Here is an 18,674-nt window from a genome sequence, read left to right as displayed (position 1 = left end):
GGGGTAAACCGGCAGGACGCCGGTTTAGCCGCACTGGGCCAGGGAGGGCCCATTGCGGCGCCCCCCCAAATCAATGTCGGAGTACGGGCATGCCGAGCCTAAGCGAGGCACCGAGTGGTGGGGTAGAGCGTTTTGCTTACTTTTGCGCTGTTCAAAAGTGAGCCGCCGTCAGGCGGAACCATAGGAGGCCGTTACCGAAGAAATGGATATGTACTCGACCTAATCCAACACCCCAGAGGCCCACAGGTGCAACGTCGCACCACAGTTGTGTAGATACCTATGCCGCGATGGGGCCGGCACATCCAACCTGGATGGCGGCGGACCCACCGCTATCGCGGGCAACTCACCAGCGCATCCGCACGCCAAGGCTGCCGATCAGGCCGTTGAGGTCGTTGTCGTCGACGTCGCTGCTGTAGTCGGCACTGACGTAGAGGCTGACGCTGGGGCTGACCCTGGCGACGAGGCCCAGGCCCAGTTCGACGGTGGAGGAGTAGCGGCTGCTGCTGATCTTGTCGACCTGGTCCAGGGTCACCGTGTCGCTGGTGTTGATCCGGTGCCACAGGTTAGTGCGTACATAGGGTTCGACCGGCAGGCCATTGATGTCGTAGCTCCCTTTCAAGCGCGCCCCGACACGGCCACTCCAGCTGTTCAGTTCATTGGCTTGGGCGTTGCCGTTGGCGTAGGGCGTGTCCAGGGAGATGCGCTGGTTGATCAACTGCGCCTGGGGTTCGATCACCCAGTTCTTGCTGATCCCGATGGGAAAGCCCCCTTCCACCGACAGGGTCACCGCGCTGCCTTCGGTGGCTTGGCGTTCGCCCTGGGCGTTACGGCTGAAACCGCTGACCCGGCCGCCACTGGCACTCAAGTCGACGTGCCAGCCGTTGGCACCGGTCAAGCTCCAGTAGGCACCGAGGCTGTCGCCCTGGACGTTCAGGCTGTCGGTGCCGAGGTTGCCCAGGGCCGGACCGACCAGCATGCCATTGCTGTTCCCCTGGATCTGGTTGCTCCCTCCCAGCAGGCCCACCCGTTGGGTACTGCCGCCATTGCCGTGCACGGTCACCAGTGCCGGCCCCTTGGCTAGCGCCGTACCTATCGTGGAGAACTGTGAGTTGAGGACATCCTGCTCGGCCTGGGTGGCGGCGTGGCCGTAGACCTGTTGCCATGCCGAAGGGGCGGCCTGTTCGATGCTCAACAGATGGTTGTCGAGCCCGGGCTGGCGCATGAACTGGCCGGGCTCAGGGATGGGCGGGGCAGGGAAGGCGAAGGTCGGTACGTCCTGGCGAAACCAGGGGATCGCCTCCTCTTCGGCAGACGATGCCACAACCTCCATGGACGTACACAGCAGCAGCGAAGTCGACAGGGTGTACAGGGTAACGGTTATCTCGTGCTGGATAAGGGAGGTGTTCATGGAGGTCTACCTTGCTGCATACGCATGCCATATCTGGTCTTGGCGTCTCTCCTACCCCGAATGAGGGGCGACCGATTTCGTTGGGGCAAGCCTTGGCGGCCCGCTGGAACGGGAGCTTGCGGCCTGCCCCAGGAGTTACTTCCGGGGGTAGTAAGGATTAGCTAAGAAGACCCAGAGCCCTGCGTCAAGAAATTGAACGATGAGCGGTATGGCTAATTTAGGCGTCGCAACTGACTGAAAATTGACGAGTCTATAAGCTGTTGTTTCACTGGAAAATCATCCGGGGACGGCTCTGCGTTACGCTTTTCGCCGGATCACAGATGCACCTCGACCGCTAGCGGCAAGTGGTCGGAAAGATGGCTCCAGGGTTTGTTGCCGAGGATTCTTGGGGCGTGGCTGCTGGCGTTGCGCAGGTATACGCGGTCCAGGCGCAACAGCGGGAAACGTGCCGGATAGGTTTTGGCCGGGCGGCCGTGATGGCGTTCGAAGGCCTCATGCAAGTCATCGCGCCGAGCGAGGGTCAGGTTGCCCTGCAACTGCCAGTCATTGAAGTCGCCGGCGATGATCACCGGAGCGTCTTCGGGCAGCGACTCGATCAACTGGCAGAGCAGCGCCAGTTGCAGTTGACGATGGCTTTCCAGCAGGCTCAGGTGCACGCAGATAGCGTGGACCTCGGCATGGCCCGGTACATCCAGCACGCAATGCAGCAAACCCCGGCGTTCGGGGCCGGTGATCGATACGTCCAGATTGCGGTGGTGGCGGATCGGGTACTTGGACAGCAGCGCGTTGCCGTGGTGGCCGTCGGGGTACACCGCATTGCGCCCGTAGGCGAAGTCGCTCCACATGCTGTCGGCGAGGAACTCGTACTGTGACATCGACGGCCAGTTACTGTGGCGCGAGGCGTGGCGATCATGCTCGCCCAATACCTCCTGGAGAAACACCAGGTCGGCCGATGTACTGCGCACGGCCTCGCGCAACTCGGGCAGGATGAAACGCCGGTTGAGAGCGGTAAAACCTTTGTGGGTGTTGACGGTCAGCACCCTGAGCCGATGTACGGCCTGGGGTGCGTCCTGCGGGGGGACGGAGCCGGGTTGACGTTCTGGGTCGGGGTTCACATGCACTCCTGGAAAGTCGCGACGGGTTATCCATGCGACTGATGTTGCGGCCGCCAGTTCAGTGTTTCGCCGCCGATCGTCGACATCTGCGCGGGGCGGCCTTACACAAAAACAATCTCATAGGGTTGGCGCAAACGCTCCAGGACCACCTTGGGCAACAGCGGTGCGATGCCCATTTGCGGGTCGCCATCCAGTTGGCTGGCATAGGCGTGGATGGCATGGCGCTTGCGCGCGATCGTCCAGCTGTCCAGACGCACCTTGTGTGCGCGGTGCCAGGGGATCTGCCCTTGGTCGCGCACCGGCCAATGCCAGGCCCAGAAAGGCAGTTCGCACAGGCGGGCACCGACCATCTGGGCGGCCTTGGCACTGGCGCGCCCGACGGTGTCATGGTCGACGTCGCCGTCTTCGCGCCAGGTGCTGAACAGCACATCCTCAGGGCGCAGGTAGCGGGCAATGAAATGTGCCAACTGCGTCTCGCGCTCGGCCAGTGCCGTGTCGGCGAAACCGCCACGAATCCACTTCAGGCTATGCATGGGCAGCCCAAGCCTGCGCAGGGCATCGACACTTTCCTGGGGGCGAAATACGCTCAGGCGTCTCTCCGGCCACAGTTGCGAACCCGGGTAGCTGGCGCTGCCGTCGGTGACGGAGATCAGTTGCAGGGGATGCCCCAGGCTGGCGAACAATTGCAGCAGGCCGCCGCAGGTCACCACTTCATCACCTGGGTGGGGTGCGATCACCACGGCTCGGGCGCCGGCCGGGATGATCGACTGAGTGTTGATGACCGGCAGGTTGTCCAGTTGGCGGGCGCCATTCCAGATTTGCGCGGGCAGGTGGCCGTCGAGGATCGAGGTACTTTTCATATTGATACGTCCTTGTACGGGTGAGCTGTCGGTCGTCTCCAGACGCCTGACCGACAGGCTGAGTGTCCTGGGCCGCCGAAGTTCGCGGGGCACCGTGTGGCAGATACTCAAGGGCAGCGGGCAAAGTATTGCCCATGGTTCCGGGTTTCGCCTGCGTCGGGCGGTCCCCCAGACGTTTTTTTGTGATTGGCCTGGGGGACCCACTCAGTCCTCATCTTGATGCTGCAATTCGAACAACAGCAGCGAGCGGCCGGTGACTGAATACTGGTGCTCGAATTCGAAGCGCTCCTGGCCGCGGATCGAGGGTTGGTTGGTGTCGATCATGCAGGTCCAGAAGCCACCGTCCGGCACCGCCGGCAGGCAGAAATTGACGATGTCATGGTGCGCGTTGACCACCAGCAGCAAGGTCGCATCGGCGCCCTTGCGGCGGATTCCGGTTTCCTGGGCGCGACCGTCGAGCAACATGCCCAGGCAGCGGCCATGCCCGTCTTCCCACTGTTCGGTGCTCATCTCGCTGCCATCCGGGGCCAGCCAGGTGACGTCCTTGACCCCGATATCTTCGTTGTAGCTGCCCACCAGGAATCGCCCGCGGCGCAGGATTGGGTAGGCCAGGCGCAGTTTGATCAGGCGCTTGACGAACTTGAGCAAGGCCTTGCCGTCTTCACTCAGGTCCCAGTTGATCCAGCCGATCTCGCTGTCCTGGCAGTAGGCGTTGTTGTTGCCGTGCTGGGTCCGGGCGAATTCGTCGCCGGCCACCAGCATCGGTGTGCCCTGGGCCAACAACAGGGTGGCGAAGAAATTGCGCATCTGCCGTTGGCGCAGCTCGTTGATCTCGGGATCGTCGCTCGGGCCTTCGACGCCATGGTTCCATGACAGGTTGTTGTTGCTGCCGTCCTGGTTGTCTTCGTCGTTGGCCTCGTTGTGTTTGTCGTTGTAGGACACCAGGTCGTTAAGGGTGAAACCGTCGTGGGCGGTGATGAAGTTCACCGAGGCGTACGGCCGGCGCCCGCGCTGGTTGAACATTTCGCCGGAGGCGGTCATGCGTCCGGCGAAGTCGGCCAATTGGCCGTCGTCACCTTTCCAGAACGCACGGACGGTGTCGCGAAAACGATCGTTCCATTCCACCCAGCCTGGTGGGAAGCCACCGACCTGGTAACCCCCGGGGCCGCAGTCCCAGGGTTCGGCGATCAGCTTGACCTGGCGCAGCACCGGGTCCTGGCGGCAGGCCACGAGGAAGCTGTGGCGCTCGTCGAAACCATCGTGGTAACGGCCGAGGATGGTTGCCAGGTCGAAGCGGAAACCGTCGACGTGCATCTCCGTGGCCCAGTAGCGCAGGGAGTCGGTGACCATCTGCAGCACGCAAGGGTGGCTCAGGTCGAGGGTGTTGCCGGTCCCTGAATCGTTGATGTAGAAACGTTTGTCGTCCGGCATCAGGCGGTAGTAGGAGGCGTTGTCGATGCCGCGCATGGACAGGGTCGGTCCCTGTTCGTTACCTTCTGCGGTGTGGTTGTAGACCACGTCGAGAATCACCTCCAGATTGGCTTCGTGCAGGTGCGCGACCATCTCCTTGAACTCGGCGATCTTGCCGCTGGCCAGGTAGCGTGGGTCGGGAGCAAAAAAGGCAATGCTGTTATAGCCCCAGTAGTTGGTCATGCCTTTATGCAGCAGGTGCTGGTCGTTGACGAAGGCATGGATCGGCAGCAGTTCCACCGACGACACCCCGAGCTTGCGGATATGGTCCAGCAGGTCATCGACCATCAGTCCGGCGAAGGTGCCGCGCACCGCCTCCGGAACCGCTGGGTGGCGCATGCTGATGCCGCGCACGTGAGTCTCATAAATGATCGTTTTGTCCCAGGGCACACTGACCCGGTGGTCGTGGCCCCAGGTGTGCGCCGGGTCGATCACCTTGCACTTGGGCACGAATGGTGCACTGTCGCGTTCGTCGAAACTGAGGTCGGCGTCCGGGTGGCCGATGGTGTAGCCAAACAGCGCTTCGGACCATTTCAGCTCGCCGACCAGTTGCTTGGCGTAGGGGTCGATCAACAGTTTGTGATGGTTGAAGCGATGACCGTTCTGCGGGTCGTACGGGCCATACACGCGATAGCCATAGATCAGCCCCGGATGGGCATCGGGCAGGTAACCGTGAAAGATCTCGTCGGTGTACTCGGGCAGTTCGATGCGTTCCAGTTCGACTTCCCCGGCATCGTCGAAAATGCACAGCTCGACCTTGGTCGCGTTTGCCGAGAAGATCGCGAAGTTGACCCCCAGACCATCCCAGGTCGCACCCAGCGGGAAGGGCAGGCCTTCACGGATCCGCGAGGCTTGCGCGCCTTGGGCTTGTGTTGCGGTGTTATCGGGCGTGGTCATAAAAACTCCTGTAGCGCATTACCGGCATCGGCCTGAGGTTGTCGACGTGGACGTCGTAGCAGCTGCTACGGGTCGTTTGCACAGGTCGGCAGTTGGCACGGGCCGCGGGGCGGTTGTGGGTCAACTGGCCGGTTTGCGTGGGGCGCGGGGCTTTTTCGTGGCGGCGCTTTTTTCCCCTGGTGGGGTGACGACCTGGGCGGCACCAGCCTTGGCCTTCGTCGCGGGTGCGGCCTTGGCTTTTGTCGCCTTTACCGGCTTGGCCGGGGCCAGGGCTTCGGCTTCCGCCAGCTTGCGGGCCATCTCCCAATGGCGGGCTTCCTGTCCTTCGGGTTTACCCTCGGACTCCCAGATCTGATAGGCAAATTCACGAACGCGTTTGTCATCGGTACTCATCGCAATGCTCCTGAGTTGAACTCAAGTCTGGATAAACAGATTGACCGGGAAGTCCCCCAGCGCGGCGCTGATCAGCAGCTCTGTGTGGTGTGTGACTTCCACTGTGGAAAAAAGTCCCTTCAGTTTTCCCTCGCGAGGGGTGAACGGTAGGGTGACTCGGGTATCGCCCCACTGCAGGGCAGGCACCAGCGGGGTGGCACTGCTTTCCAGCAGCGCGGCAACCCGCACCGGCACCAGCACGATCACCCACTGGCCCTGGTGCTCGCGGGCAAACGCCAGCACGCGCTGCGCTTGGCTGCCTTGCACCGTCAACGGCAGGTAGCGCCCGGCGCGGAACAGTTCGGCATGCGCGGCGCGCACTGCCAGGGTGCGGGTGATCAAGGCCTGCTTGATGCGCCCGTCCTGCCAGGTGTCGAGCAACCGGGGCGGATTCTGCTCCTGCTCCAGTGCCTGGATCCGCGCCTGGTAATCCACCGGTCGCCGGTTGTCCGGGTCCACCAGGCTGAAATCCCAGAACTCATTGCCCTGGTACAGGTCTGGAACCCCCGGCACTGTCATGCGCAGCAAGGTTTGCGCCAATCCGTTGAGGGCACCGCCGCAGGCAATGACCGCTACGGCGTCGGCGATACGGCTGCGCAACGCCAGGCCCTCGGGGGCGAGCAGCAGGCGCTCGGTAAACGTGCGGGCGCTCTGCTCGTAAGCGTCGTTGGCGGCACTCCAACTGCTGTGCAGCTTGGCTTCGCGCAGGGCTTTTTGTTGCCACTGCCACAGGCGTTCACAGTAATGAGTCAGGGCCGGCAGGTCGTCGCAACGCAAGCCCAGTGGCCAACTGCCGAGCAGCGCCTGGTAGAGGATCAGTTCGTCACCGGCTGCCGGCGCCTGGCTGTCGTCCCGTAGACTCGTGGCCTCGGTGCGCCAGGTGTCGACTTGTTGCGCATACCAGGTGCTGCGCTCGCTGAGCACGGCCAACCGCGCTCGGCTGTCTTCACCGCGCTTGTGGTCGTGGGTGGCGCTGGCCAGCAGATTGTCCGGGAAGGTCGCAAGACGCTGGATGCAGGCGGCATGGAAATCGTCCAAGGGCGCACTGAAGCGTTCGGTATCAAAACCGACATCGTTGCGTGACAACAGCACGCCCGAACGATACAGCGCGGTGTCTTCTACGGCCTTGGCCGCCGCCGGTGACGTCAGTTGCTGGAACCGCACACAGGCGTGCTTGAGGATCTTGCGTTGGCGCCCCACCGGACGCTCGCGCCAAGGCTGGCCGCCCAGCCACAGGGCGATGCTGTCGAGCACCGGCCAGTCGGCTTCGCCCAGGGTCTGGCGGGCACCGTCCATGGCTTGCTGGAAAAAAACCTGGTCCTCGACGGAGCGTCCGCGCGGGCTGATGTAGGTGCGGTAAACCGGGAAATGCACGATCAGTTCCTGCAGTGCCCTGCGGATCGCGCCGAGGGTCAGGTCGCGGCTCATCACATCATCGCGGGCCACTTGCAACAGGGCCTGGGCGACACTCTCAAAATCGCCGGCCAGCGAGCCGTTGAGAATCTGCTGGCGGGACAGGCGCGCTTCTTCGATGAAGGCCGACGGACGTTCGCTATGGCGTACCCACAGCTCGCCCAGGGCCAACGCACCTTGCGGGTCGTGCTGCAGCAACGACAGTTGGTTCATGAATTCATAGCCGGTGGTGCCATCGACCCGCCAGTCGCGACGCAGGGTTTCCCCGGGACCGAGGATTTTTTCCACGTAGATCGGGATGTGCCGAGACGGGACCAGAGCGTCGACCCTGCGCCGCAGTTTGCGGCAGTAGCCCCGCGGGTCGGCGAGTCCGTCGATGTGGTCGATGCGCAAGCCGTCCACCAGGCCTGCGGCAAGCAACTCGAAGATCTTGCCGTGGGTGGCTTCGAACACGGCCGGGCGTTCGACCCGCAGGCCGCCCAGTTCATTGACGTCGAAGAAGCGCCGCCAATTGATGTCGTCCGCCGCCGTGCGCCAACTGGCCAGGCGATAACTCTGGCGCTCCAGCAGGTTGTGCAGGCGGGTGAAACCCTCGGGCTGGCGAGCGTCATGCAGGGCCAGGTTGTGTTCGATGCAACGGGCCAGCGCGGGCTCCCTGGCCAACTGCGCCAAGGCCTGTTGCAAGGGGCCGGCGAGCGTATGGGCGGCGGTCTGGTAATGCAGGCGGGTAAAACCCTCGGCGAGGGTTTTCAGTGCGGCGCGCTGTTCGGCGTCCAGATGCTCGTCCGGCATCAGCAATGCTGCATAGTCACTGGGACAGATCGGGAAATGGTGCTCGTAGTGCTCGGCATAAAACCGCCCCCGCGCCGAGTCAAAACGCAGCGCCAGGCTGCCGTCCTGCAAGGCGCTGCCATAGTCGCAGCCCAGGAATGGCAGGAGCAGCTGACCTTCGAGCAGCGGGTCGGGCGAGTGCCACTGGATATCGAAGAATTCGCCATAGGGGCTGAGTCGCCCCCACTCCAGCAGATCCAGCCACCAGGGATTATCGGCGCCACCCACGGCCATGTGATTGGACACGACGTCGAGAATCAGGCCCATGTCGTGGGCGCGCAGGGCCTTGACCAGGCGCCGTAGCGCTGCCTCACCACCTAGTTGCGGGTTGACCTGGGTTGGGTCGACCACATCATAGCCGTGCATCGAACCGCTGCGGGCACTGAGCAGCGGCGAGGCATACAGGTGACTGATGCCAAGGCGAGCGAAATAGGGCACCAGCGGCACCGCGTCATCCAGGGTGAAACCTTGATGAAACTGCAGCCTGACGGTGGCCCGCAGACTGCTCATCGATCACGCTCGCTGGCTTGCAGGCGTGCGCAGGCGAGCATTTCCAGGCGCCGAGCGGCGTCGGCATCGTCCAGCAGTTGTCTGCTCTCGCCAGGCAAGCGCCGGCGCCAGTTTGGGTGGGTGTCGACGGTGCCCGGCAGATTGGCCTGTTCGTCCAGGCCCAGGGCATCTTCCAGCGGCAGCAACACCAGTGGCGCCCGGGTATGCCCGAGAAAACGCACGCTGGCATCGAGCACCTGGTCGGTCTCGTGCTGCTCTTCGCGAAAGTTCTGCGGGTCCTGGCTCAGGGCGCTGCGCAGGCTGTCACGCTCGCGCTGGCGGTGGGCGCGCCAATGGCTTTCGTCGTCGCTGGTCACAAGCCCCAGGCGAGCGTTCCATTCGATATCACGGCCGTGCCACCAGCCGTTGAGCGTGGGCAGGTCGTGGGTGCTGGTGGTGGCCAGCGCGTTATCGGGCCAGTCGAGAATCGGCCGAAAGCGTGTGCTGTGATCCTGTTCGAACAGCAATACGCGCATGCCCAGAATCGAGCGGGCGATGAGTTTGTCGCGCAGGCCATCGGGCACGGTGCCGAGGTCTTCGCCGAGGACGATCGCCTGGTGCCGGTGCGACTCCAGCGTCAGCAGGCGCAGCAGGTCGTCTACCGGGTAATACAAGTAGGCGCCGTCACAGGGCGGCGCGCCGAGGGGGATGACCCACAGCCGTTGCAGGCCCATCACGTGGTCGATGCGCAAACCGCCGGCGTGGGCAAAGTTGGCCCGGAGCATTTCGATGAAGGCGCGAAAACCGTTGCGCACCAGGCCTTCGGGTGAAAACGCGGAGATGCCCCAGCCCTGGCCGGCGCGATTGAGAATGTCTGGGGGCGCGCCGACGGTGAGGGAGGCCAGCAGTTCATCCTGGCGACTCCAGGCCTGGCTGCCCCCGCCGTCCGCTCCGACCGCCAGGTCAGCAATCAGGCCGATGCCCATGCCGCTACTGCGAGCGACGTTTTGCGCACGCTGCAGGCAGCGGGCGATCAGCCATTGGCAAAACGCGTAGAAACCGATGCGTGCGGCATGCTGCTCGGCAAACGCGGCCAGCTCCGGGCTGCGCGGATTGCGCCAGGGCTCGGGCCAGTGGCGCCAGTCCAGGCTTTCGCCACGGGCAGCGCAGGCTTCTTGCAGGGCTTCGAAACGGCAGTGGTTTTCCAGGGCTTCGCCACCGCTGTGGCGAAAGCTGCTGAAGTCGGCGTGCAACGGGTGATCGCCGCGGGTAAACCCTTCATACAGGGCCTGGTAGAGTTTCTGTTTGGCCTGGGCGGCAGCGGGCCAGTCCACCAAGGGCTGGTTTTCCAGCTGGGCGAGTTCGTCGGCCAACTCCGTGGCGTCGATGGCCATGCGCAGGGCGCGTTCGCCAAGGATCTCGCCGGGAGCGGCGTACAGGCTATTGAGGAACAGCCGGCTGGACGGTGAGTAGGGACTGAAACGCTGGGTGTCGCAGCTGAACATTGCGTGCATCGGGCTGATCGCCAGCGCTTCGGCGCCGCGTTCACCGGCAACCCGGGCCAGCTCTTCAAGGGCCAGGGTGTCACCAAAACCGCCGTCGCCCGGGCGGCGCAAGGCGTACAGCTGCACGCTCAGGCCCCAGGCCCGCGGGGTGTCGCTGTCCACGGCCGAGGCGACGCTGTGGCAGTGCAGGGGCGCCACGGCCAGGGTGAAATAGCGACCGGCGATGCTGACTTCCTGGTAACCCACCGGGATCAGCCCCGGCAACCGCGCCTCGTCGTCGAGTTTCAGATTGAGGATGGCGCCGTCTTCCAGATGAATCTCGCAGGGCGTGTGCGGTTCGAAGTAGCGCGCCAGGTCAAGCCCGGCACCGACATCCACGGTCAACAGCGGTGGCAACTGGCTGCGCGCCTGGCTCTGCTGCACCTGCAACAGGCTGGCGTCGATTTCCTGGGCACTGCCGGCCGGGTGGCCGAGGCCGTTGAGGACCGCGCGCAGGACTGCCGGGGCAACTTTTTGCGCACGCCCATTGGCGTCGATCCAATCCACGGCCAGGCCGGCCCGGCTGGCGAGAATTTCCAGTTGCGCATCGCTCATTGGCGCTCTCCTGCGGGGGGTAGCATGGATGCCGCTGCCGTCAGGCTGACCAGCGCGCAATAGGGAGCCAGGGTGCCTTGCTGTAATCGGGTGCACGCCTGTGGCGGGTACTCGAACAGCAGTTGGGCCTGGGCTTGCGGTATATGGGCAACAGCGTTGGCGCTGAGGTTCAACTCAATGTGCAGCATGCTGCCGTCCCCCAGTTGCCAACGCGCGCTGATCGCCCCCTCGCCGAGCACCGAAACACCCAGGGCGTGGGCGCCGGGCAGGCGTGGGATGATTTCGCGGTGGCGAATCAGCAGCAACTGTCGGTACAGGGCCTGGGTGCTGTGGCGTATGCCGTAGTCCCCGGGGGTGAGGTTGGGCCGCGAGTCTTCGAAGGTCTGTGGGGCATTGGGGTCGGGTATGCGCTCGCGACTGTGGGGGTCGGCAAAGGCTTTGAAGCAGGCGAACTCATTGCGCCGGCCTTCGCGCACCAGTTGCTCGAGGTCGCCGTGATGGCTGGTAAAAAACAGGAAGGGTTGATCGGCGGCCACTTCGTCGCCCATGAACAGCAGGGGAATCATCGGCGACAATAACAACAGCACCGTGGCAGCGTGCAGGGCTTGGGGCGGGCACAACTGGTGCAGGCGTTCGCCAAAGGCGCGATTGCCGATCTGGTCATGGTTCTGCAGGAACAGCACAAACGCGCTGGGGGGCAGGTGACCGCTAGGCTCTCCACGGGTCTGGCCATGGCGGTTGGTGTGGCCCTGGTAGACAAACCCCTGGCTCAGGCAGCGGGCCAGTTGCTCTGTGGGGTTGTGGGCGAAGTCGGCGTAGTAGGCATCGGTTTCCCCGGTCAGCAGGACATGCAGGGCATTGTGCCCGTCGTCGTTCCACTGGGCGTCGAACCGCTGCTCCAGCAAGCTGGCCTGGTTGTGCTCGTTTTCCACGGTGAGCCACACATGCCGTGCCGGATCGATCTGCTGATGGACCCGGTTTGCCAGATCCTGGAGAAAGTCCGGGTCGTCGATGGCGTGCACGGCGTCCAGGCGTAGGCCATCGAAGCGGTACTCGAGTAACCACATCAAGGCGTTGTCGATAAAGAAATCACGCACTTCGCGGCGCCGGAAATCAATGGCGGCGCCCCACGGCGTGTGCCGGTCTTCGCGAAAGAAGCTCTTGGCGTAATGGTGCAGGTAATTGCCGTCTGGCCCGAAATGGTTGTAGACCACGTCTATGATCACCGCCAGGCCCAGGCCGTGGGCGCAGTCGATCAACTGCTTGAGCGCTTCGGGCGAGCCATAGGACGATTGCGGGGCGTAGGGCAGCACGCCGTCATAACCCCAGTTGCGCTCGCCGGGAAACTGCGCCAGAGGCATCAACTCGATTGCCGTGATGCCCAGGTCCACCAGGCGCGGCAACTGCTGCTGGACTGCGGCAAACCCGCCGAGCAGGCCGACGTGTAGCTCGTAGATCACCGCCTCATGCCAGGGCCGGCCCTGCCAGGACGAGTGTTGCCAGCGGTAGGCGAGCGGGTCGACCACGATGCTGGCCGACTCCGGCCCCGCCTCCTGGGCGCGGGAGGCGGGGTCGGGAACGTCGTGTTCACCATCGATGTTAAAGCGGTAGCGGGTTCCGGCCGGGCAGGGGGTCTTGAGGACAAACCAGCCATTGGCCTGGGGCAGCATGGGCAGCGACGGCCCCTCGTCCAACTCGACACTCACATAAAATGCATCGGGTGCCCACAGCGCAAACCGGGTGTGTTGCGCATCCAGCATGACAGCGCCGTGGGGCCAGGTTTCCATAGTCCGTAACGGCATGCACAGTTCCCTCTTATAACTTGACCGATTTCCCCAGCGCCTTGGCCACCAGTTGTTCGTAGAGTTCAGCGTAGGGTTCGACGGCCTTGCACCAATTGAAGGGTGCGGCCATGGCCCGGCAGCGCATGGCATTGAGCAGGGCAGGGAAGGCAAAGACCTTGAAGGCCCGGCTCAGCGCCTCTTCGTAGCTGGGCACGGTGGACTCGTCGAACAGAAAACCGGTGACGCCATTTTCGATGGTGTCGGCCAGGCCCCCGGTGTTACGCGCGACCGGCAAGGAGCCAAAACGCTGGGCGTACATCTGGCTCAGGCCGCAGGGCTCGTAGCGCGAGGGCATCAGCAGGAAGTCACTGCCGGCGAACATGCGCCGCGCATCGGTTTCATTGAAGCCGATGCGCACGCCGATCTGCCCTGGGAAGCGCAGGGCCAGGTTGCGCATGGCTTGTTCTTCCTCTGGTTCACCACGGCCGATGATTGCGATCTGCCCGCCGGATTTGACGATGTACTCGGCCACTCCTTCGGTCAGGTCCAGGCCTTTCTGGTAGACCAGGCGCGAGACCACGGCAAACAGCGGGCCCTCGCTGTCCTGCAGGCCGAACAAGTCGCGGACCTGGGCGGCATTGGCGGCCTTGCCGTCCCAGTCACCGATGGTGAAGGGGCAGGACAGGTGCGGGTCGGTGGCTGCGTCCCAGCTTTCATCGATGCCGTTGGGGATGCCACTGAGCAGGCCCTGTTGGGTCTTGCTGGCCAGAAAACCATCGAGGCCGCAGCCAAACGCCGGGGTGGTGATTTCCTGGGCGTAGGTCGCGCTGACCGTGGTGATGTGGCTGGAATAGGCCATGCCGGCCTTGAGGAAGGACAGTTTGCCGTAGAACTCCATGCCTTCTTGCTGCAGGGCGTGTTCGGGAATTCCCAGCTCCGGGCACGAAGCCAGGCTGACCACGCCCTGGTAGGCCAGGTTGTGGATGGTAAACAGGGTCGGGGTGCGCTGCCCACGCCAGTGCATGTAGGCCGGGGCCAGGCCGGCGGGCCAGTCATGGGCGTGCACCAGGTCCGGGCACCAATGGATTTGCGCCAGGTTGGCGGCGATGTCGGCGGCAGCCAGGCCCAGGCGGGCAAATCGGATATGGTTGTCGGGCCAGTCACGGCCATTGTTGGCACCGTAGGGCGAACCTTCGCGCTCGTACAGTTCGGGGCAGATCAGGACGTAGATCACCAGCCCGTCGGGCATGTCCATGCGTCCGATCTTGCACGGTGGCAGGGCCGCGTGGCCGCCGAGTTCGCCAATAATGTGGATCGGGTTATCGCTGTGCATGACTTGCGGGTAACCCGGGATCAGCACCCGGACGTCGTGCAGGTGGGCCATGGCCCGAGGCAGTGCGGCAGAGACGTCACCCAGGCCGCCGGTCTTCACCAGGTCAGCGATTTCCGACGTCACGAACAAGACTTTCTTTTTGTTCGGATTCTGACGTGGAGTGGGCAGTACCGTCTTTGCACCGAGGGCCAGGATCGCCATCGATGTCGCCTCGCCGATGGCCTGCTGAGTACGTTCTCCCTGGATTTCTAAAGCGGCACTGTTCATGTTTTTCTCCCGTTTTATTGATCTGCTTTAGGCATCTCACCCGTGCATCAAGCGGCCGTTTCCTGTGGCCAGGCGCAAATGCGCCACGCGTCGTGGCGCAAGCGCGGCCCGATGCGTTGAAGCTCCCAAGGCTGTTGTGAACATTGCAAGGATTGCACCAGCGGCCGTGACCCCTCTAATCACCTGACCCGTCGCTATAGCGGAAAGTTTCGAGTTTTTCTCCGTTATATGACCCGACGGTCTGGCCCCGCGAAATCCAGTCTAGGCCAGAACCTAGAGCGGGGTAGGCGGGTTTTCGGATTGTTCGACAATCGGTTTGGATCAGGAGAAGACAACTGGAAAATTGTGACAATTGCACCGACGAAGGGCAGGTTTTCAGTGGTGGTCGGTTAAAAAGAGGCAGGGGATGGGTGCCTGTGGAGCGGAGGGTTGCAGGTGGCCGCACCAAATAAGTGCGCGACTTGGAGGGGGTTGGCCTGGGAAATACCCATCATCGTTGAAGACCATCGCCGGCAAGCCGGCTCCCACAGGGTTTGTTGTGTCCGGGGAAAAGGTCAGCCCTGCCAGCCGAGCGTGGCCAGGGCTAGCACGCCGTACCGGGCGCCTTTGGCCAGGGTGACGATCAGCAGGAAACGCCCAAGCGGCTCGCGCATTACGCCGGCCACCAGGGTCAATGGATCGCCGATCACCGGCAACCAGCTGAGCAGCAACGACCAGTGCCCGTAACGCTGATAATGCCGGCGGGCCCTTTCCAGGTTGGTTGGGCTGACGGGGAACCAGCGGCGATCCTTGAAGCGCTCGATGCCGCGGCCCAGCCACCAGTTGACCAGCGACCCGAGGACATTGCCCAGGGTCGCGACGGCCAGTAGCAGCCACAACCAGTACTGGCCATTGAGAAGCAATCCCACCAGCACTGCCTCGGACTGCAAGGGCAATAGTGTGGCGGCACCGAATGCCGCCGCAAACAGCCCGAGGTACGCCAGCAGCACTACTTGGCCGGGTAGTCGGCGATCACCGTTTGACTGCCATCCCTGGACACGCCGATTACCTGGTACGGGTCGACGGTATCGCCCATTTCCATGCCAGGCGAACCGGTGACCATGCCCGGTACGGCCATGCCCAGCAAGTCGTCACGCTTGGCCAGGGCCAGCACCTGTTCGGCCGGGACGTGGCCTTCGACAAACTTGCCGTTGATCAGCGCGGTATGGCAGGACGCCAGGCGCGGCGCCACCCCCAGGCGTTGCTTGACTTCGCTCATGTTGGGTTCGACGTGGTCGGTGACTTTGAAGCCGTTGTCCTGCAGGTGGCTGATCCAGGCTTTGCAGCAACCGCAGTTGGCGTCGCGATGGACGTCGATCGGGATCAGTTCGGCCGCCAGGGCCTGGGTGCTGATGAACAGGGCGCCCAGGGCGGCCAGGCGAAGTGCTGTGGTGTGCATGGGGAATCTCTTTGTCGATCGTTGCGTTGATGGGCTCAGAACCAGAGCCGCACGCCGGCGACGAAGCGCGTTTGGTTGCGCTGTTCGTCATCCTCGCCAGTGTAGTCGGCGGTGTTGCCGTAGGTGCTGCTCCAGGTCACGCCAATGTACGGGGCAAATTCGGGGACGATTTCATAACGCAGGCGCACACCGGCTTCGGTGTTGGCCAACCCCGCGCCGATCCGCCGTTCGGGGTCGTTGCGGCTGTACAGGTTGAGCTCGGCGCTGGGCTGCAGGATCAGCCGGTTGCTCAGCAGAATGTCGTACTCGCCTTCCAGGCGGAGGGCATTTTGCCCCTTTTCGCCGACGAAGAGCGTGGCTTGTGTTTCAAAGTTATACAGGGCCAGGCCTTGCACCCCGAACGCGGCCCAGGTCTGCGGCGAGCCTGGCTGGAAGTCCTGGCGCAGGCCGGCGACCAGGTCCCACCAGGGTCCGATGGCATGTCCCCACAACGCCTGCACTTCGGCTTTTTCGGTGTGGCCATTGTTGCGTTCACCTTCGGTGCGCAGCCACAGCCGGTCGATATCGCCGCCCACCCAACCACTCATGTCCCAGGCCAGGGCGCTGCCGTCGTCGGCATCCTGGTACTCCAGTTGGTCGATCAACCAGAAGCCATTGAGCGCCTTGTCGTGAACCCTATGCCCATTGACCGCCGGGAAGGCTGCCCGGCGGTCCGCGTCGCTGGGCACGGGAATCGGCGTGCGGCTCTGCAGCGTGGGCATCTGGCTGTGGTCCATGGCAGGCATCGCGCCGTGGCCCATGGCCGCGTGGTCGATGCTTTCGGCCGACTGGGTCGGGCTCAGGTAAACGCCGCACAGTGCGGCCAGCAGCAGGCGAATGTTCATGTCGGGCTCCCCGGTTCATCGACGCGCACTTCACGGAACATGCCCATCTCCATGTGCAGCAGCAGGTGGCAGTGATAGGCCCAGCGGCCCAGGGCATCGGCGGTTACCCGATAACTGCGGCGGGTGCCGGGCGGCATGTCGATGGTGTGCTTGCGCACCTGGAAGCGCCCGTGCTCGTCCTCAAGATCACTCCACAGGCCGTGCAGGTGAATCGGGTGGGTCATCATCGTGTCGTTGACCAGGGTGATGCGCAGGCGCTCGCCGTAGGTCAGGCGCAGGGGTTGGGCGTCGCTGAACTTGATGCCGTCGAATGACCAGGCGAAGCGCTCCATGTGCCCGGTCAGGTGCAACTCGAGCGTGCGCGAGGGCTCGCGCCCGTCGGGGTCGGCGAAGGTGCTCTTGAGGTCGGCGTAGGTCAACACTCGGCGGCCATTGTCGCGCAGGCCGATGCCCGGGTCGGCGAGCTTGGCGCTGGGGCGCATGGTCTGCATGTCCACCAACGGGTTGGCGGTTTCCGAAGCCGGATGGCTTTGCAGCGGGGCGGCCATGCCGGGCATATTGCTGTGATCCATGCCGGCCATCTGGCTATGATCCATGCCCGCCATGCCCGCCATGCTGCCGTGGTCCATGCCCATGTCGGCCATGCTGATTAACGGGCGCGGGTCAGGCTGCGGGACGTCGGCGCTGAGCCCCTGGCTGGTGGCGAGCGTGCCGCGGGCATAACCACTGCGGTCCATCGATTGGGCGAACAGGGTGTAGGCGCGGGCGCCGGTGGGCTGGACGATGACGTCGTAGGTCTCGGCAACGGCGATGCGCAACTCGTCGACGGTGACCGGCTGCACGTACTGGCCATCGGCCGCGACCACGGTCATCTGCAGGCCGGGAATGCGAAAGTCGAAGTAACTCATGGCCGAGCCGTTGATCAGTCGCAGGCGCAGCTTTTCCCCCGGCTGAAACAGGGCGGTCCAGTTGGTTTGTGGCGTCTGGCCGTTCAGCAAGTAGTGGTAGGTTTCGCCGCTGACGTCTGCAAGGTCGGTGGGGCTCATGTTCATTTGGGCCCACATGGTGCGGTCCGCCACTGTCGCCGCCCAGCCGTCGCGGCTGACGTCGGTTATGAAGTCGCCGACCGTGCGCTGGTGCCGGTTGTAGTAGTCGGACTGCTTTTTCAGGGTGCGCATCAGGTGTTCCGGGGCCTGGTCGCTCCAGTCGCTGAGCATCACCACGTAGTCCCGGTCGTAGGCGAAGGGTTCGGGGTCGCGGGCGTCGATCACCAGTGGGCCATAGACGCCGGCCTGTTCCTGCAGGCCGGAATGGCTGTGGTACCAGTAGGTGCCGTTCTGCTTCAGGGTGAATTGGTATTCGTACAGGCCATCGGGGGCGATGCCGTGGAAGCTCAGGCCGGGCACGCCGTCCATGTTGGCCGGCAGGATAATCCCGTGCCAGTGGATCGAGGTGTCCTGCTTGAGTCGGTTGTGCACGCGCAAGGTCACCGTGTCGCCCTCACGCCAGCGCAGCAAGGGGCCGGGAATACCGCCGTTGATGGTCATGGCGGTGCGTGGGCTGCCACTGAAGTTGACTGGCGATTCGCCGATCCACAGGTCGAAGCGGCTACCGGTCAGGGTCGAGGAGGCTGTGTCTGCGGTCACGGCCCAGCTGGTGGGGCGCCACAGGCCGGTGCCCGCCAGGACAGTGCCGGCGGCCAGGCTTTTGAGCAAAGAGCGTCGCGAGGGTGTTGAAGGCATAAAAAAGTCCTGTCAATCCTGAAGCTTCAGGTTTGGCAGGACCTTAAATGGCCCGCGCTGTCAGTAAACTGAGGCGCGGATTACCGATTTGTCAGCTGCGTGGCGCGCCCGGCGAAACATCTTGGGTGTACCATGTGGCCCGCGTGCTGCTGGCGCCCCCGAACCGGGATGGGGCCGGCCCGCTGCAGGACTCACACATTCACAGGTTCAGG

Annotated in this window: 13 protein-coding genes; all 13 read right to left on the bottom strand. The window is 63.8% G+C overall.

All coding sequences use genetic code 11. From position 1 onward, the window contains the following. Positions 1–343: 343 nt before the first annotated feature. On the bottom strand, positions 344–1,408 hold the full coding sequence (locus tag ACM6IP_RS14485) for an autotransporter domain-containing protein (RefSeq protein ID WP_414861715.1): 1,065 nt from the start codon (positions 1,406–1,408) through the stop codon (positions 344–346). A 314-nt stretch (positions 1,409–1,722) separates the two neighbouring features. After that, entirely contained in the window at positions 1,723–2,523 is an 801-nt protein-coding gene (locus ACM6IP_RS14480) for an endonuclease/exonuclease/phosphatase family protein (protein ID WP_095170507.1), read from the bottom strand. Positions 2,524–2,624: 101 nt separating this feature from the next. Next, the gene (locus ACM6IP_RS14475) at positions 2,625–3,383 is read right to left on the bottom strand and encodes a PIG-L deacetylase family protein (RefSeq protein ID WP_401129363.1); all 759 of its coding nucleotides are present in this window, start codon (positions 3,381–3,383) and stop codon (positions 2,625–2,627) included. Positions 3,384–3,587: 204 nt separating this feature from the next. Continuing rightward, entirely contained in the window at positions 3,588–5,750 is a 2,163-nt protein-coding gene (gene glgX / locus ACM6IP_RS14470) for a glycogen debranching protein GlgX (protein WP_414861714.1), read from the bottom strand. Positions 5,751–5,870: 120 nt separating this feature from the next. Beyond that, positions 5,871–6,143 (bottom strand): DUF2934 domain-containing protein, encoded by a 273-nt coding sequence (locus tag ACM6IP_RS14465; protein ID WP_095170502.1) that lies wholly within the window; start codon positions 6,141–6,143, stop codon positions 5,871–5,873. A gap of 21 nt (positions 6,144–6,164) precedes the next feature. Continuing rightward, positions 6,165–8,936, bottom strand: a complete 2,772-nt coding sequence (locus tag ACM6IP_RS14460; RefSeq protein WP_414861713.1) for a malto-oligosyltrehalose synthase — start codon at positions 8,934–8,936, stop codon at positions 6,165–6,167. Then, entirely contained in the window at positions 8,933–11,014 is a 2,082-nt protein-coding gene (malQ, locus tag ACM6IP_RS14455) for a 4-alpha-glucanotransferase (RefSeq protein WP_095170498.1), read from the bottom strand. Before malQ ends, ACM6IP_RS14460 begins: the two co-directional genes overlap by 4 nt. Then, positions 11,011–12,816, bottom strand: a complete 1,806-nt coding sequence (treZ, locus tag ACM6IP_RS14450; protein ID WP_414861712.1) for a malto-oligosyltrehalose trehalohydrolase — start codon at positions 12,814–12,816, stop codon at positions 11,011–11,013. Before treZ ends, malQ begins: the two co-directional genes overlap by 4 nt. 13 nt (positions 12,817–12,829) lie before the next feature. Next, on the bottom strand, positions 12,830–14,398 hold the full coding sequence (gene glgA / locus ACM6IP_RS14445; protein WP_414861711.1) for a glycogen synthase GlgA: 1,569 nt from the start codon (positions 14,396–14,398) through the stop codon (positions 12,830–12,832). 554 nt (positions 14,399–14,952) lie between these two features. Then, positions 14,953–15,387, bottom strand: a complete 435-nt coding sequence (locus ACM6IP_RS14440; protein WP_095170492.1) for a YqaA family protein — start codon at positions 15,385–15,387, stop codon at positions 14,953–14,955. Continuing rightward, positions 15,387–15,836, bottom strand: coding sequence for a DUF411 domain-containing protein (locus tag ACM6IP_RS14435; protein WP_159996209.1), 450 nt, complete (start codon positions 15,834–15,836; stop codon positions 15,387–15,389). The genes ACM6IP_RS14440 and ACM6IP_RS14435 overlap by 1 nt, the downstream gene beginning before the upstream one ends. A 35-nt stretch (positions 15,837–15,871) precedes the next feature. Next, positions 15,872–16,720 (bottom strand): copper resistance protein B, encoded by an 849-nt coding sequence (locus ACM6IP_RS14430; protein ID WP_237234920.1) that lies wholly within the window; start codon positions 16,718–16,720, stop codon positions 15,872–15,874. Further along, a complete protein-coding gene (locus ACM6IP_RS14425) occupies positions 16,717–18,462 on the bottom strand; it encodes a copper resistance system multicopper oxidase (RefSeq protein WP_401129376.1) in 1,746 nt (581 codons plus the stop codon). The genes ACM6IP_RS14430 and ACM6IP_RS14425 overlap by 4 nt, the downstream gene beginning before the upstream one ends. Positions 18,463–18,674: the final 212 nt, after the last annotated feature.

This window comes from Pseudomonas sp. IT-P176 (assembly GCF_949767245.1).
Classification (GTDB): Bacteria; Pseudomonadota; Gammaproteobacteria; order Pseudomonadales; family Pseudomonadaceae; genus Aquipseudomonas.
Note: the sequence above shows the minus strand (reverse complement) of the source record. Positions and strands in the feature narration are given on the sequence as shown.